Below are 15,121 nucleotides of genomic sequence, written 5' to 3' on the forward strand. Positions count from 1 at the left end.
AAGCAGACAAAGCGCAAAAAATTTAGAACCAGAGCGGCAATAGAACCTATCATCGGACATTTAAAAACCGATTTTAGGCTGGCAAAAAATTACTTCATGGGAGAAACGGGACCACAAATCAATGCATTACTAGCTGCAACCGCTTGGAACATGAAGAAAATGATGGAACTACTGAAACAGAAAATTATTTTCTTATTTTATAAGATACAAATTATGCTGTTTTCTAATCCTGTTTTTAAAAATAAATTAAATAGTGGGTTTTGTTAAGGAACGACTAGATATACGTATTTACTATCAAAGTGAGATATAACTATTGGAACCTTACGAACTTTATTAGTTCCTGAAGGAGTGAAAATAAAACCTTTATTACCGTCAATTTCAACCAATGACGAATAGGGTATAACTATATTATATTCTGTAGCGTCAGTATAAATCAATGCCTTTCCAAACATTCCTACAGCAGGTTTAATATCTCCAAGTTTCAATTTTAATTCAATTTGAAATGATCCTTGTCCCAAATCAGATATTTGTGATTTTCTGAATACAAATGCCTTAAATTGATTGTCTCCAAATCCATCAATAGTAATACTAGCCTTTTGTCCTATTTTAATTTTTGCCCATTCTAAGTCATTCACTCCTACTTTCAAAACATAATTCTCGTTCAAAGACGTTTCGTTTATCGCCAAGATTGGAGTTCCAGGATTAACAATTTCTCCGACATTTGCAAGCTTTTGACTTACAAAACCATCTGATGTTGCATATATTTTAGAATACTGAGCATTAAAATTTATTGACTCCTGAGATTTTTTTGACACGTCTAGAATAGTTTTGAAATTTTGTAGTTGCTCTAGAGTGAAAACACTATCTTTATATAGGCTTAAAGCACGATGATAATCTCTCTCAGCTTTATCCACATTTAATTGATTTTGAGAAACTCCTGCAGAAATTTCTGTAGCATTTAAAACTGCTAACAATTCACCTTTTTTAAAAAACTGACCTTCTTCTACGAAAATAGAATTAATTATTCCTTGAATTTTAAAAGAATATTTAGTCTCGTTTTCGGTTCCAATAAGTCCTGAGGCAGATATTGAATTATTTGATTCTAAACTGGATAAATCCAAAACTTTTACAGGTATAATATCGCCTTGATGAGGAAGTTCCTGCTTTGAGTTCGTTTGAGAACATGAACTAAGAATCAAAATAAATCCACCTGTTGCTATCAATTTTATAAGTTTCATTTTTCTTTTATTTAATATTGTTTTTTTTAATTTCAAAGCTTGCATTTGCTCTTTCAACAGATACGTAAGAGATCCAAGTATTATAAAGTGCTATATTTTCTTTGAGTTGAGATTCTGTTAATTGATTCTGGGCATCTAATAATTCGATATAAAGTACAAGCCCTTCTTTATAAGATTTTATCATATCATTATAATATGTTTGGGAGGTTTTAAGTTGAAACTTTGAGGCCTCATACTCTGCTAAAGAAGTGTACATTTCATTTTGTTTTACTTTTAACTCAGTTCTTAATTGTGAAGTCACATAGTCGATTTGAGCTATTAAACTGTTTTGATAAGCTACGCTTTGCTTTATTTTACTCGAATTTTTACCGGAAGAGAATACATTCCACTCCAGAGATATTCCCCAAAAATAATATAGACTTTGTTTGTTAAATTGCCAGTTAAACGCTTGGGAGCCCATATCTAGATATGTCCCAACTTTAGGAATTATAAAGGATTTATCGAGTTTAATTTGATTATCATTAATCTCTTTTCCTATCTTAAGTTTAATCAACTCTTCTCTATTTTCTATGTTATTATCGGTTTCTATCAACCCACTTTTTGGGGGTATTTCAGCTAATAATTCAATAATAATTGGTTCTGAAAGTGGACGGTTTAATAAAAAATTAAAGTAGTACTGCGCAGATTCTTTTGCTTTATTTGCATCAACCAAATTGGTATTTATTTTTGATACTTCATTTTCACTCCTTAACACCGAACTGCGATTAACTTTACCATTATTAAATAAAGAGAGATTTATTCTCCTTGACTCTTCAACTAATAATAGAGCTGATGAATATATTTCAACTGTCTTTACAGATTTTAAATATTGATAGTACGCTGTTTTAATATCCTTAACAAGTTCTCTTTTGAAAAGCAAAACTTCTTCTGTTTGAAGATGTACTTTTTGTTTATTTATTTTCTTATTATAAATAAGCTCAGAGTTTAGCAATGGTAAATCTGTCCTTATTTTGGAATCGTAAAAATTATTGGGATTCAACTGAATTTGCTCATTAACTAATTGAGGAAAAGTATTTGTGCCAGTTATCTGATTTAAAGTCGAATTAATACCATTGAATAGATCTCCAGTTGGAAAATCAATCGTTCTGCCTCCCTTTGCTTTTGAATATGTGGTTGAAAAACTAACGTTTGGAAAAAACATACGCTTCGCCTCTTCCAACGCAAAAATATTTTTTTCTAGAAGAAAATTCTGCTGTTTTATACTATTATTAGACTCTAAACCATCATTTATATATTTTTCTAAAGCGCTTTGAGCATGAAGGTTAGTAAAGTTTAAATTAGCTAAAATTAAACAAACTATTAAAGTTTTTATTTTCATTTTTTATTTTATTAATCACTGTTATTATTTTAAACATCGTTCAATTAAAGGACAAAAAAAATTATGCTCCTCCTAAAAGGGAAACGAAACAATTATAGCCGCTGTTCATTAACTCCTCATCTGTTTTATTTAGAAAACTATTTGTACGATCTTTACAAAATAAGGCGCAAATACCATGAAGTACTGAAATCATCATAAATGTAAAATCGTCAGTATCAAATTGTTTTAGTCTTCCATTTTTTTGGCAATCTTCAATTGTGTGCTTCATATGATTTATGGCATCTTTTGAAATATTAAATTCTGATCTATCCTCTTTTTTTGATTCTTCCACTATAAACATTAAATTATAATAATCTTTATGCTCTTTTGCAAACTCTATATATGTTTGTCCATTTTTTTTTAATCTTTCAAAAGGATCTTGTTCGGAATCATTTTTTTCCATTTTACTCAATAGTAATCTGAATCCTTCACGATGAAGTTCATAAAATATTTCACTTTTATCCTTAAAATAAAAATAAATAGTTCCAGGACTATAATTGATTTCGCTAGCGATATTTCTAATACTTGTTTGATCGTAACCTTTTTCTAAAAATATTTTTCGTGCTCCGTTTAAAATTTTTTTAGACATTTCTTGTTTCTCTTGAATCTTTCTATTTGCAATATTCATTTTATAAAATTTATGTTTATTTATTTTTTACTCTAAACAACTTTTATAAAAAAATTGAGTTTAGTAATTGTTGCTCAATGATTGCACAAAGATATTGAACACTGTTCAAAAAAACAAAATAATTTTGAAAAAAAATAAAAATATGGTTATTATGGGCAAAAAATTCTTATTCCTCTTTGCTTTTCATCGGGAAATTGTATCCAAATCCTAGATTAATAGAATATCCGTGAAATCCTTTCACTCCTCCTAATTCGTTCTTTAGATCTGCTACCTGAAATTGAAAATTACCATTTAAATACCATGATTTACTAAGGTGATAATTGAAATTCTGAATAAAATTCACATAATTTGCATTTTCTTTCTTCACTTTAATTTTTTTGGAAGTACCCTCCTCAGAGGAGAAGCTTCCTTTCCCCCCTCCGGCAACAGCATTCAGCCTTCCAAAAACAACATTGGTATTAGTTGAAAATCTGTTTTTTTGATACACCATATATCCCAATCCTAATCCATACCGAGCCATTAATCCTGCGTAGCCTGATCCACTTGCGCTAAGACCATGGTAATCGTCAAATGTGATATTTTTTACTTCTTTTTGCTTTCCTGAAAATAATAACCCGAAATCGGCAAGGGCATATAAGCGATTAGTTAAATGGTAGCCCATCTGTAAATTCCACAATAGATGGATCTGTGAAAAGTCTACCAGAGTTTCTCGGTCTGGGGAAGACTGACTAGAAGGCAAAATCGTATTGTTTCCTAGAGTAAATTGAAAAAATGAGCTATTTTTCAGGTGTTTCAAATAGTCATTTAAATCTTCTTTATCCTTGATCGCTTCATTTGCTTTAATGCTTAAGAGGTCTGGCACTGTATATTCTGTAGTCATTTTTCTTTTTCTTGATTCAGTAACTAGCACCTGATTAGAAACGCCTTTTAATGGCTGGAGTCCCTCACAGGAATTAATTCCATTCACAGAATTTGAATAGACCGTAGTTATGATTGGTAAATATTCTTTTACCTTCTCGCAGGTAAAGGTATTATCTTCATTTTGCCAAATGAGATAAACGTGATTGCGATTTATCATATCACGCTTGTATACATTTTGTAAGAACGAATCAAAAAAAGAAATGAGATTAAAATCCTTAATCTTTGAATGTTCAAAATAATAAAAGTTTGCATAATCATCCATTCCCTTAATCGGTACGTCATAAAGGGGTGTTTCTTTATACAAATCTTCTGAACTTTGATTTTCTCGGCCAACGAGTATAAATACACTCACTCCAGGGAAATCAAAAAAACCTTTCATTCTGTTACTTTGTGCTAAATAGGAAACCTTTGTTTTTTCAAATACAAACTCTCTTTTTTTTTGAGCAAAAATCATTTGGTTCACCAACATGAAGGCAAACATTAACATTCCTTTTTTCATTATTATTAATAGCTATTGTAGTACTACAAAACTATTTCCAAAAGTGAATGGTATTTTTTTTTATATACCAACTGGCAAATATTCTATACATTTTTTTTGGTAAAGGCATAATTGGTGATTGGTATAGATTTTTGAGGGTTTGGTCTAGATTTTGGCTTAAATTTATAGAAAATTGTAACATTGTAAATGTTTAAGTCCTTAGAAGATAAACTAATATAATTTGAATTATGATAAACAGTATAATAGTTGATGATGAGCCACTAGCGAGAGAAGGGCTACAGGGTTTATTAAAGGATAACCAGCAGATTAATCTAATGGGGAGCTTTAATAGTGTTAGTAAGGCAAAAGAATTTCTAAAACAAAACAAAGTAGATTTAATTTTTTTAGATATAGAAATGCCAAATGTAAGCGGCATGGAATGGGCGTATACATTAGATAAAGATATATTGGTAGTATTCATAACTGCATATACCAATTATGCAATTGATAGTTATGAAGTTAATGCAGTAGATTATTTGTTAAAACCTATCTCATTGGAGAGGTTGAATACAGCTATAGAAAAAGCCCACAAATATAAGGGAATATTAAGTGAAGGAAGTGCAAATACTGTTGATAAAATTGATAGAGATTACATGCTCATCCGAGCCGACAAGCGGTTCTTTAAGGTCAGATTTGAACATATTTTGTTTGTAGAAGCGCTAAAGGATTATGTGATTATCTATACAAAAGACAATAAGCTTATAGCCAATATGAATCTTAGAACAATTCATTCAAGCTTATCAGAAGAATTATTCATTCGAGTAAGCAAATCGTTCATTGTAAATAAAGATAAAATTGATTCGTTTGACAATCACACGATCTATATTGGTGAACATGAGATTCCTGTTGGGGAAGCATATAAGGATTCATTTCTTAATACTTTTTTTTAGTCTATTTCTTTACGTGCAGTACTATAAAGAAAACACGATCTATCTTTCTCTGTTCTAGCAGAGCAAATTGTATTTAAATACTATTGTTTAAAGCTTTAAAGCAATGCTCAATGAATATCCATTTTTGCTGTAAAAGGGCAAATAACTAAAAAGTGTTAGATATTCAACGTTTTGTATTAAATGTGAAAAACCAATTCACTGTAATTTTGTAACATAAAATTTAATATAATGTCAAAGAAAATTTTAATAACAGGAGCTTCAAAAGGTTTTGGTAAACTATGGGCTGAAGCATTTTTAGAAAGAGGTGATCAAGTAGCAGTAACAGCTAGAGATATTAATGCCTTAAAAGATTTAACGGAAAAATATGGCGATGCTGTTGTTCCTATTCGTTTAGATGTCAATAACAGAGCTGATTGTTTTCAGGCTGTAAATGAAGCGAACGAAAAACTAGGAGGTATTGATGTATTATTCAATAATGCTGGTTATGGACTAATTGGTGCTATTGAGGAAACAAGTGAAGAACAAGTTCGTTCTCAAATGGAAACTAACTTCTTTGGTTTGGTTTGGCTTTCTCAAGCTGTTCTACCAATTATGAGAGCACAAGGAAGTGGTCATATTATTCAAACTTCAAGTTATTTAGGATTAGTTACAATTCCACTTTTTGGATTGTATAATGCTTCGAAATTTGCAGTAGAAGGTTTTTCAGCAACACTTGCATCTGAAGTCAAATCGTTTGGGATAAATGTTACTTTAATCGAGCCCAATGGTTATAAAACAGATTGGGCAGGTAGTTCTCAAGTACAAACTGAATCTCTTGCCGAATATGACCAACTTAGAAAACATATGCAAGATAGAGTTACCCCAGATTTCTTTGGAGAACCAACGCATACAGTAGATGCAGTCTTAAAATTAGTAGACGCTGAAAATCCTCCGTTACATTTATTATTTGGGAAGGTAGCCTATCCAGCTGTAAAACAAGCATATGATAAAAAAATTGAGGAATTTGAATTATGGAAAGACGTGTCAGAATCGGCACATTAATATATAACTATGGATAATAAGAAAACATTTGTATTAGTACACGGAGCATGGGTTGGCGGCTGGTGTTGGGATCCGATCGTGAATATCTTAACATCGTTAGGTCATACAGTATATGCCCCAACGATGCCAGGTTTGGGAGATGAAGATCCAAATGAAAAGAAAGCGATTACATTGAGTGATCATGTCAACTCTATCGTTAAATTAATCAAAAATCAAAATCTTTCGGATATTATTTTAGTAGCACATAGTTATGGCGGGGCCGTTATTACTGGAGTTGCTGACCGTATGAAAGATTACATAAGTAAGTTGGTTTATATTGATGCGTTCATTCTTCAAAACGGACAAAGTGTTCTTTCATTGAATAAAGATGAAGATCAGGTTGCAATTGTAAAACAGGCAAAAGAAAATAATGGAACTGTTCCTCCGGTTTTCGGTCCACAGGATTTAGGTGCTATTGGTCCTGAAGTAGGTCAGGCATTAATGACTAAGATGAGATTTCAGCCATTAAATACTTTTGTACAGCAGTTAGGTCTTGCAAATGAAGTAGGGAATAATTTACCTCTAACTTATATTGCATTTGACCAGCCAGAATTAGTTCAGATTAAGCCTTTCGTAGAATATGTAAGAAACAAAGCTGAATGGAAATTTTATAGTATTAAAGCAGGACACATGGGAATAATGACACATCCGTCATTTGTAGCGGATTTGTTGTTAGCTGAGTAAAAAGTGTCCTCCTTTATTGAATTTATAATTAATACTGGAAAACATGAAATCTAAAAGACTTTTAACTTTAATTATAACAGTTATGGGAATTTCAAGTGCAAATGCGCAATCAAACAGCTTTCTAAGTTCAAGTGCCCAAAAATTTTTAAAATTTGTTAATGAAGCTTCCTCGGTCTCTGTGGCAGACATGCCCTTAGAGCAAGCGAGAGCTGTTTATCAACGTAGTACTACATTAGGGCATCCTGTTGACATGTCAGCTGTAGAAGAAATTTCAACAGAAGTAACAGAAGGAAATCTAAGCGTAAAAATAAGAGTGGTCAAGCCTAAAACAGCAAATGGAAACTTACCAGCATTTTTAGAGTTTCACGGGGGTGTTTGGTTTATGGGAAACTATGAATCGCACAAAAAGTTACTAAGGGATATTGTATTAGAGTCTAATACAGTAGCGGTTTTTGTAGAATACACCTCTTCACCAGAAGCCAAATACCCAACACCTCTTAACGAAGGTTATGCCGTATTAAAGTGGATAAAAAAGAATGGCAGTAAATTTGGAATAGACACCCAAAATATAGCACTTGTAGGCAATAGCGTCGGTGGCAATATGGTAGCTGCCATTTCCTTAATGGCAAAAGAAAACAATGATCCTTCAATTAAATGTCAAGTGTTAATTTCACCGGTAACTAATGCTGATTTTGAAACTGAATCTTATAATCAATTTGCAGAAAAGCACTTCCTCACTAAGAAGATAATGATGAAGGGCTGGGATGATTACTTGCCAAACAAAGAAAAGAGAAAAGAGATATATGCATCTCCTCTTTTGGCAACAATAGATCAACTAAAAGCATTGCCACCTGCATTGGTAATTACTGAAGAGAACGATGTATTAAGAGATGAAGGTGAAGCTTATGCCAAAAAACTAGATGAAGCAGGTGTGAATGTTACTTCAATCCGTTACAACGGAATGATCCATGATTTTGTAATTATGGATGCTCTTAAAAATGAAACAGCGGTAAAAATGTCTATTTCCGCAATTTCAGATTTCTTAAATAGTCACTTAAAATAACCGTATCCATGAGACATTTTAAAACAATCAGTGAGATGCGCAGGGCAAATGGTTTTCCGGCACCTGAGCACCCTATGTTAAGTGTGTTGAGAATTACACCGGATCTATTACTCAATATCAAAGAGTTTACCTGCGATTTTTATATGATTGGTTTGAAGAATGTTAAAGCGGGCTATTGGTTATACGGACGAACTAAATTCGATCACGAGAAGGGCTCATTGGTATTTTGGAAGCCTCGTCAAATAATAGAAATCAAAAATCTGGAATTTGAAAATGATGGGTATATCATGTTTTTTCATGAAGACTTTCTACACGGTACTGCCCTTCATACAGAAATTCAGAAGTACCCATTTTTTGATTATGAAACTGACGAGGCTTTACATCTTTCTCCAAGGGAAGAGGCCATTGTGCTTAAATGTTTCTCTTCGATTGAATCAGAATATTATAATAATGAAGACGAATTTAGTAGAGGAATAATTTTATCTAATATTGATTCTTTATTAAAATACGCTGAACGATTTTATAAAAGACAGTTTATTAACAGAAAACAATTATCTGGTAAAACGGTTACAGCCTTTAATAAACTTTTACAAGATTATCTACAAGATGCTAGTCTTTTGGCAGAAGGCTTGCCTTCCGTCTCATTTCTTGCATCACAATTGAGCTTATCACCTCATTATTTGAGTGACTTACTTAAAACAGAGACTGGAAAAACCACACAAGAACTTATCCATATCTCTTTGATCAGCGAGGCAAAAAACAGATTAAGAGATCCAGCCAAAAACGTTTCAGAGATTGCTTATTCTCTTGGTTTTGAAAACATGTCATATTTCTCAAAGCTGTTCAAAAAAGAAACTGGAATATCTCCAATTAATTATAAAAAACAATTTCTTAACTAAAAAATATGAAAAAAATTTTAATAACAGGCGCTAGCGGAGGAATTGGATTGGAGACAGCAAAGCGCCTTGTTGCAAAAGGATATCAACTTACTCTAGTTGCACGTAATGAACACAAATTGAGTGAGATTATACAAAATTTTGAAGGAAATGGGCATAGCTATATTGTTGCAGACCTAGCCAACCCTAAGGGTGTTGAAAAGATTAGCAGTTTTCTTAAAGAAGTAAAACACGATATATTAATAAACAATGCTGGTGTAGGCTTATATGGTAAGTTTATAGATATTCCTTTAGAAACCCAACTTGAAATGTTGTATTTGAATATCAATGCTGTAATGGTTTTATCTCATTCGTTTTTAAAAACAGCTAAAAAGGGAGATGCGTTGATCAATATTGGTTCGTTATTGGGACATACATCCTTTCCTGGTGCTTCAGCTTATGCCGGTTCGAAAAGCTTTGTTGCAAACTTTTCAGAATCGTTGTGGTACGAATATAAAGATCAAGGAGTATTCATTTCAGGATTTAATCCAGGTGCTGCAAAATCTGATTTTCATAATAATGCTGGAAAACCAACAAATTCATATCCTGAATTCGTACTATCCACTGTCGAACAAGTTGCCGAAGAATTAGTGAGTACATTGGAAAAGAGAAGTCAGCCTAGGGTTACTCAGGGATGGAAAAATAGGATGATGATTTTTGGGTTTAAATTTCTGAGCAGAAAAATGGCGATCAAAATAATGGGACAGTTGAGCCCTGGCATGCGCTAACAAAGTAACATCTATATTACTTCGTTTCAAACTATCATGTAAAATAGGTTCTAATAACACACTTATAAAATGAATAAAAGAGAATTTTTAAAGAAGACTTTAATGCTTTCTGCAACATATGCCTTAGCATCCTTTATACCATTAAATTTAAAAGCTATGAACTCATTAAATCCTAATAATCTGGAACAAGACCCGGAAAAGCTGGTGCGTACAATATTAAAAGCACATGGAGGTGAAAAATTGTGGGATAAGCTTGAAAAGGTAAATCTTACAATACGTAGCGGGGGCAAATTATTTGATATAATTCAACAACCTCAAGATAATACTCCAAGAAATATGGAAATATTTCTACATAAACAACAGATCTATTTAAGTCCATTTGGAGGGCCAGATCGCCGTAGTAATTTCCAGGCTGACCGTGTAGCAATTGAAACCATAGACGGTAAGGTACTTGCTGAACGTAAAGGTACTATTGAAGAGTTACACCATCACATGAATGAAACGGGAGTTTGGGATCATCTGGATAGAGTCAATTTCAATGGTTATGCTTTATGGACGTACTTAACTACTCCGTTTTTTCTTAGCATGGAAGGCGTAAGAGTTGAAACTATTGCCCAATGGAAAGAGAATAATGAAATATGGGATGGCATAAGAGTAACCTTTCCTGATAATATAGCAACTCATTCAAAAATACAGGACTTTTATTTTGATTCAAAAGACCACCTTTTGCGCAGACATGATTATTATATGGATTTTGACGGGGGCTTTTTCGCTTGTCAATACATGTATGAACACAAAACCATTGATGGAATTGTTTTACCTACAGTCCGAAAGGCTTACAAAAGAAAAGAAGACGGAACTCCTTCGTTAGAAGATTTGATGGTACACATTGAATTGAGTGATATTGTCTTTCAAAAATACATTAAATAAAAAAATTAGAACATAAAGGTATCTATTGTTTACTTAATCCATTGTTTTAGATTATCCGTCTTAAATAAAATAAAAAGTAGAACATATATGGAGATATAACAAAACAAAACGCTTGAGATGAAGGAAAATGATATGCATTGGTTTATTCGATTTCTTATCCTAAGAAAATACAGGATTTATAGGCATACTATTATATTGCTCTATATCCTATTGATGATATTTGTCTTTGGGGGGAAAATTGAGTTAAATAATATTTTAGTATATCATAGATTGATGTGGATGATGTATATCCTTACAATGATTTATTTTAATATGTATGTACTTATTCCAAAATTATTATTTCAAAGAAAATATATTACTTATTTTTTTTCGCTGCCAATTGTAACTTTCATTAGTTATCTAATTGTTAGAGCGTTCAGGAACGAATATTTTAAGGGTTTATATATAATTCCTAATTACAAGGTTGAGACACCTTTTAGTGAGGTTTTTATTATTGGGAACTTATTGTTGCTACTTATCTTTACTTCTTCTGCTATAAAAATCTTCCAGAAATGGGCGATTGATAGTTACCAAATGCATGAGATGAAGCAAAACACGATAAAGGCTGAACTCAAAGCATTAAAGGATCAAATCAATCCTCATTTTTTATTTAACATGTTAAATAATATCAATACACTTATTCTCTCAAATCCTCAAAAAGCAATATCTGTGGTGATGAAACTTTCTGGTTTTTTGAGGCATTTATTATATGAAAATAATGACCAAACAGTTTTGTTGGAAAAAGAGATTCAGTTTACGCAAGACTTTTTAGATTTAGAAAAATTAAGAAGAGACGATTTCAATTCGAATGTACTTGTTTCCAACGACTCAATTCCTTTGGATAAAATACGTATACCGCCAAACCTATTCATCATTTTTATTGAAAACGCAGCAAAATACAGCTTAGACAGTGATAATCTTTCTGAAATTATGGTAAAAATTGAAGTTGAAAAAGGTACGCTATGTTTTAAATGCTATAACACTACACCAAATAAGCAAGAAAACAATAATCCTCAGGGAGGCTTAGGATTAACGAATATAAAAAACAGACTACAATTATTGTACGGAGATAATTATCAGCTTGAAATAATCAGCAAACCTGGATTTTATACAGTAATTATGAAAGTCCCTTTAAACATAAATCAAAGAACACAATTGAAATAGCTCCATGAATAATATCGAAAATTTATTAAAATCTGCTGTAAAAGCAACAAGCTCTATCAAACATTTAGATGCAGAGAAAAAATCAGATATATTACATGATTTAGCAAATGAAGTACTTAAAGAAACTAGTACCATCATTAGAACCAATAAAAAAGATTTCGATAAAATGGATGATTTCGATCCAAAGAAAGATAGGCTACTACTTAACAAAGAAAGAATTGAAGATATCGTTTCATCAATCATAGAAGTGAGCAAATTGGCTGATCCGACGGATAAACTGCTTTCAGAGGTTGTATCGGAAAAAGGCTTGCTGATTCAAAAAAAAACTGTACCTCTCGGAGTTATTGGAGTAATATATGAATCAAGGCCAAATGTTACTTTAGACGTTGCCGCTTTATGTATTAGATCTGGTAATGTGTGTTTACTGCGTGGTGGTAGTGATGCTATAAATACCAACACATTGTTGGTTAAAATCATCAGAAAGGTATTAACAGACCACGAAATAGATCCAAATATCATTCAGCTTTTACCAGTAAATAGAGACTATGTAGATGAATTGTTATCAGCACAGCAGTATGTAGATATTATTATTCCAAGAGGCTCACAAATATTAATAGATTATGTACGAAGAAATTCAAAAATACCGGTAATTGAAACAGGTGCGGGTGTTTGTCACACTTTTATAGAAAATACGGCTGATTTGGAAATGGCAGCTAAAATTGTCACAAATGCTAAGATAACCAAACCTTCAGCGTGTAATTCCCTTGATGGAATAATCGTAGAGGAAGGAATAGCTGATACTTTTTTATCTTTCCTGGCTAAAGAAATGGCTTCTCATAAAGTAGAAATACTTGCAGATAGTCATGCCTACAAAACCCTTGTTGGACTAAAATATCCGTATCTACAAAGAGCAAACCATGAAGATTTTGGAATTGAATTCTTATCGCTGAGATGCACAATAAAAGTCGTCAAAGATATTAATCATGCTTTGTACCACATCTCTGAGTTTTCATCTAAACACTCTGAAGCTATAATTTCTAATGATTTAGAGAAAATAGATCACTTTATGAATGAAGTCGATGCTGCAGTAGTTTTTTCAAATGCATCTACACGCTTTACAGATGGACAAGTTTTTGGTCTTGGAGCAGAGATAGGCATCTCAACACAAAAGTTACATGCACGGGGACCTTTTGCTTTAGAAAAATTGGTAACAGAAAAATGGTTTGTAAGAGGCAACGGCCAAGTAAGAATATAAATATCATAATATTAGCGTATCCAATAACTTCAGTTTTAGTTCACACATTCGGCAAGAATTATTCTGCTTTTGTGTAGTTTTTAGATTCATTGACATAATGAATGAGATTCTCTGTCTTCTGATATAACTTGATTGAAAAGTAAGTATATGAAAAGAGTAGCTATTTTTATGGGAATAGTAATAGCTTTCCCCTTTAAATTATATATCTATGATATTACATTTTGGAAGGAGAAAAGAACTGTAAATACTAATGGAATCGTAAAGGAAATTACTATTGAAAACCATTCTTTTTCGGGTAATGCAGTAATGCTTTTTTTGCGATCAATAAAACGATAGAAAACAACACTTGTGAAGGATCAACAAAAGCAGCTGTTGCAGGTTGCAGGTTTCAGATCGAAACCACCTGCCGCACTAACAGATAAAATGTATGCAAAATTTGTGATCGCAGCTTATACGGATGTAATGTTGTTTAAGGTACAATTGATTTACGTTTGTAATTATTGTATTCTGGGCCTATGGAGTCCATTCATTGTAAAAACCCATTTTTTCTTTAGCTGAGGGCATTTTTGAATGCTTTTTGAAAATTAAATTTAGGGATTCGTATAGTTTTATTGGCGGTTGGTATAGGAAAAAAAATTGGTATAATCTTTCATTATACCTTTGATGTAAATAAAATTTAATGGAATGAATACTGTATCACAAATTGAATCAAACAAAAAATCAGCCACTACATTACAAGGGTTTTTAAAGATTGTAATGAAAGAATTGTGGGATCATCTCCCAGTCTGGATAATTACATACAACATGATTAATATGGCATATATGGCCATGACATGTTTTAATCCATCTCGTCCTATTTATATTTTAACGGCTTTGTTCCCTTTATTTTGGACAGTATTGTATCTATACGCAAGATATTCTACCAATCCTATTTCTAATCTGAAACCAATTCGGATCACTGGCATAATAGCAGGTATCATTTTGCTAATTATGGGGCTTTTTGCATTCTTTGCCCAACCAAAATGGGATAGAGAAGTCGTTACCCCTATCGAACATTTTTATCCGAATTCATCAGTTGATCAGAGGGGGAATATTTTGAATGTTGATGGAACTCCAGTTTTGGATAATAATGGAACTGCATTAAAAAAGAATACGGAAATCGTAGCACCAGACAATCATACCTACAAAGTAGAGGGTAAATTATTAATTGATCTTGATCACAAGAAAGAATTAGCTACCCGTACAGAAATTATGAATGTAATATCGACTATCACATGTGTCCTAAATAAATTTTAGGATTGGATTTCTGTGGTACAGGCATAGCTTTTTTCATCATTTCGATATTGACCCCTATTTTTCAATCTGCGAAGATCTTTAGCTGTCCCTTTTTTCCTTTTATAGGCGGCCTGAAAAAGGGATCATCTATCCATTGCCAGATGTTTATTTTCACGAAGATATTCATTCTGATGAATGCGACCAGATTGGACAGGTTCCAGTCATATTTGGCCTTTTTTTGCAAGTATTTTAACAGTAATATGCCAATGAGTGAAGTCCAGATCTGGATCATCACTGCATTTTCAGAAGTCCCTATGAATGTCGATACTTTTAAGC

At 32.4% G+C, this 15,121-nt stretch carries 14 protein-coding genes and 2 pseudogenes; 11 read left to right on the forward strand and 5 right to left on the reverse strand.

The window, feature by feature from the left end:
* Positions 1-267: pseudogene (locus IQ31_RS27485) on the forward strand (hypothetical protein); the annotation flags it as partial.
* Here IQ31_RS27485 and IQ31_RS26735 read toward each other — a convergent pair.
* From IQ31_RS26735 to IQ31_RS26750, 4 genes are all read right to left on the reverse strand, one after another.
* Complete coding sequence (locus tag IQ31_RS26735; RefSeq protein ID WP_145331371.1) at positions 264-1,238, reverse strand: efflux RND transporter periplasmic adaptor subunit; 975 nt, start codon at positions 1,236-1,238, stop codon at positions 264-266. The pseudogene IQ31_RS27485 and the gene IQ31_RS26735 overlap by 4 nt on opposite strands.
* A 7-nt stretch (positions 1,239-1,245) precedes the next feature.
* Positions 1,246-2,616, reverse strand: a complete 1,371-nt coding sequence (locus IQ31_RS26740) for a TolC family protein (protein WP_145331372.1) — start codon at positions 2,614-2,616, stop codon at positions 1,246-1,248.
* Between the two features lie 61 nt (positions 2,617-2,677).
* Positions 2,678-3,283: a TetR/AcrR family transcriptional regulator gene (locus IQ31_RS26745; RefSeq protein ID WP_145331374.1), complete on the reverse strand. Its 606-nt coding sequence runs from the start codon at positions 3,281-3,283 to the stop codon at positions 2,678-2,680.
* 166 nt (positions 3,284-3,449) lie between these two features.
* Positions 3,450-4,703, reverse strand: coding sequence for a hypothetical protein (locus IQ31_RS26750; protein WP_145331376.1), 1,254 nt, complete (start codon positions 4,701-4,703; stop codon positions 3,450-3,452).
* 227 nt (positions 4,704-4,930) lie between these two features.
* On the opposite strand from IQ31_RS26750, the gene IQ31_RS26755 reads away from it, so the two are divergent.
* The 10 genes from IQ31_RS26755 (at position 4,931) to IQ31_RS26805 (ending at position 14,806) form a co-directional block, all read left to right on the forward strand.
* Positions 4,931-5,632, forward strand: coding sequence for a LytR/AlgR family response regulator transcription factor (locus tag IQ31_RS26755; protein WP_244294591.1), 702 nt, complete (start codon positions 4,931-4,933; stop codon positions 5,630-5,632).
* Positions 5,633-5,860: 228 nt separating this feature from the next.
* Positions 5,861-6,673 (forward strand): SDR family NAD(P)-dependent oxidoreductase, encoded by an 813-nt coding sequence (locus IQ31_RS26760; RefSeq protein ID WP_145331378.1) that lies wholly within the window; start codon positions 5,861-5,863, stop codon positions 6,671-6,673.
* 9 nt (positions 6,674-6,682) lie between these two features.
* Positions 6,683-7,396 (forward strand): alpha/beta fold hydrolase, encoded by a 714-nt coding sequence (locus tag IQ31_RS26765; RefSeq protein ID WP_145331380.1) that lies wholly within the window; start codon positions 6,683-6,685, stop codon positions 7,394-7,396.
* A 43-nt stretch (positions 7,397-7,439) separates the two neighbouring features.
* Positions 7,440-8,459 (forward strand): alpha/beta hydrolase, encoded by a 1,020-nt coding sequence (locus IQ31_RS26770; protein WP_145331382.1) that lies wholly within the window; start codon positions 7,440-7,442, stop codon positions 8,457-8,459.
* An 8-nt stretch (positions 8,460-8,467) separates the two neighbouring features.
* Positions 8,468-9,358, forward strand: coding sequence for a helix-turn-helix domain-containing protein (locus IQ31_RS26775; protein ID WP_145331384.1), 891 nt, complete (start codon positions 8,468-8,470; stop codon positions 9,356-9,358).
* 5 nt (positions 9,359-9,363) lie between these two features.
* Positions 9,364-10,122, forward strand: coding sequence for an SDR family NAD(P)-dependent oxidoreductase (locus tag IQ31_RS26780; RefSeq protein WP_145331386.1), 759 nt, complete (start codon positions 9,364-9,366; stop codon positions 10,120-10,122).
* A 69-nt stretch (positions 10,123-10,191) separates the two neighbouring features.
* Positions 10,192-11,052 carry a hypothetical protein gene (locus IQ31_RS26785; RefSeq protein WP_145331388.1) on the forward strand — a complete coding sequence of 287 codons (861 nt, stop codon included), beginning with the start codon at positions 10,192-10,194 and terminating at the stop codon, positions 11,050-11,052.
* A 213-nt stretch (positions 11,053-11,265) separates the two neighbouring features.
* Entirely contained in the window at positions 11,266-12,255 is a 990-nt protein-coding gene (locus tag IQ31_RS26790; RefSeq protein WP_158638984.1) for a sensor histidine kinase, read from the forward strand.
* Between the two features lie 4 nt (positions 12,256-12,259).
* Positions 12,260-13,510 carry a glutamate-5-semialdehyde dehydrogenase gene (locus IQ31_RS26795; RefSeq protein WP_145331392.1) on the forward strand — a complete coding sequence of 417 codons (1,251 nt, stop codon included), beginning with the start codon at positions 12,260-12,262 and terminating at the stop codon, positions 13,508-13,510.
* A gap of 684 nt (positions 13,511-14,194) precedes the next feature.
* Positions 14,195-14,806: a hypothetical protein gene (locus IQ31_RS26805; protein WP_145331396.1), complete on the forward strand. Its 612-nt coding sequence runs from the start codon at positions 14,195-14,197 to the stop codon at positions 14,804-14,806.
* A 61-nt stretch (positions 14,807-14,867) separates the two neighbouring features.
* Here IQ31_RS26805 and IQ31_RS26810 read toward each other — a convergent pair.
* Positions 14,868-15,121: pseudogene (locus IQ31_RS26810) on the reverse strand (hypothetical protein); the annotation flags it as partial.

It is taken from the genome of Sphingobacterium siyangense (assembly GCF_007830445.1).
GTDB classification, from domain to species: Bacteria; Bacteroidota; Bacteroidia; order Sphingobacteriales; family Sphingobacteriaceae; genus Sphingobacterium; species Sphingobacterium siyangense.